This window comes from Shewanella sp. Sh95 (assembly GCF_001308045.1).
Taxonomy (GTDB): Bacteria; Pseudomonadota; Gammaproteobacteria; order Enterobacterales; family Shewanellaceae; genus Shewanella; species Shewanella xiamenensis.
On the sequence record NZ_LGYY01000007.1, the window covers coordinates 1 to 447 of the forward strand.

Sequence of the window (447 nt, forward strand, 5' to 3'; positions counted from 1 at the left end):
GGGGTGGCTATGGCGGCCCGGCACCTCGGTGCCGGGCCCGGGCCCCGGCGCGGGGACTTCCTCGGCCCGCTGTTGGTCTCGGTGCGCTCGGGGGCGAAGTTCTCGATGCCCGGGATGATGGAGACGGTCCTCAACGTCGGCCTCAACGACGCGTCCGTGCAGGGGCTGGCCGAGCTGTCGGGCGACGAGCGGTTCGCGTGGGACTCCTACCGCCGGCTGATCCAGATGTTCGGGCGCACGGTCCTGGGCATCGAGGCGGACCTGTTCGCCGACGCGCTGGACAAGGCGAAGGCCGGCCGCGGCGTCACCGCCGACGTCGACCTGGACGCGGACGACCTGCGCGCGCTGGTCGGCACGTACAAGCAGATCGTGCGCGACGAGTCGGGGCGCGAGTTCCCGCACCACCGGCGTGATCAGCTGGACATGGCGATCGTCGCGGTCCTGGAC

Annotated in this window: 1 pseudogene; it reads left to right on the forward strand. The window is 72.3% G+C overall.

The features are described from left to right. Positions 1 to 9: 9 nt before the first annotated feature. Positions 10 to 447 (forward strand): annotated as a pseudogene (locus AEA42_RS00490) (PEP/pyruvate-binding domain-containing protein); the annotation flags it as partial.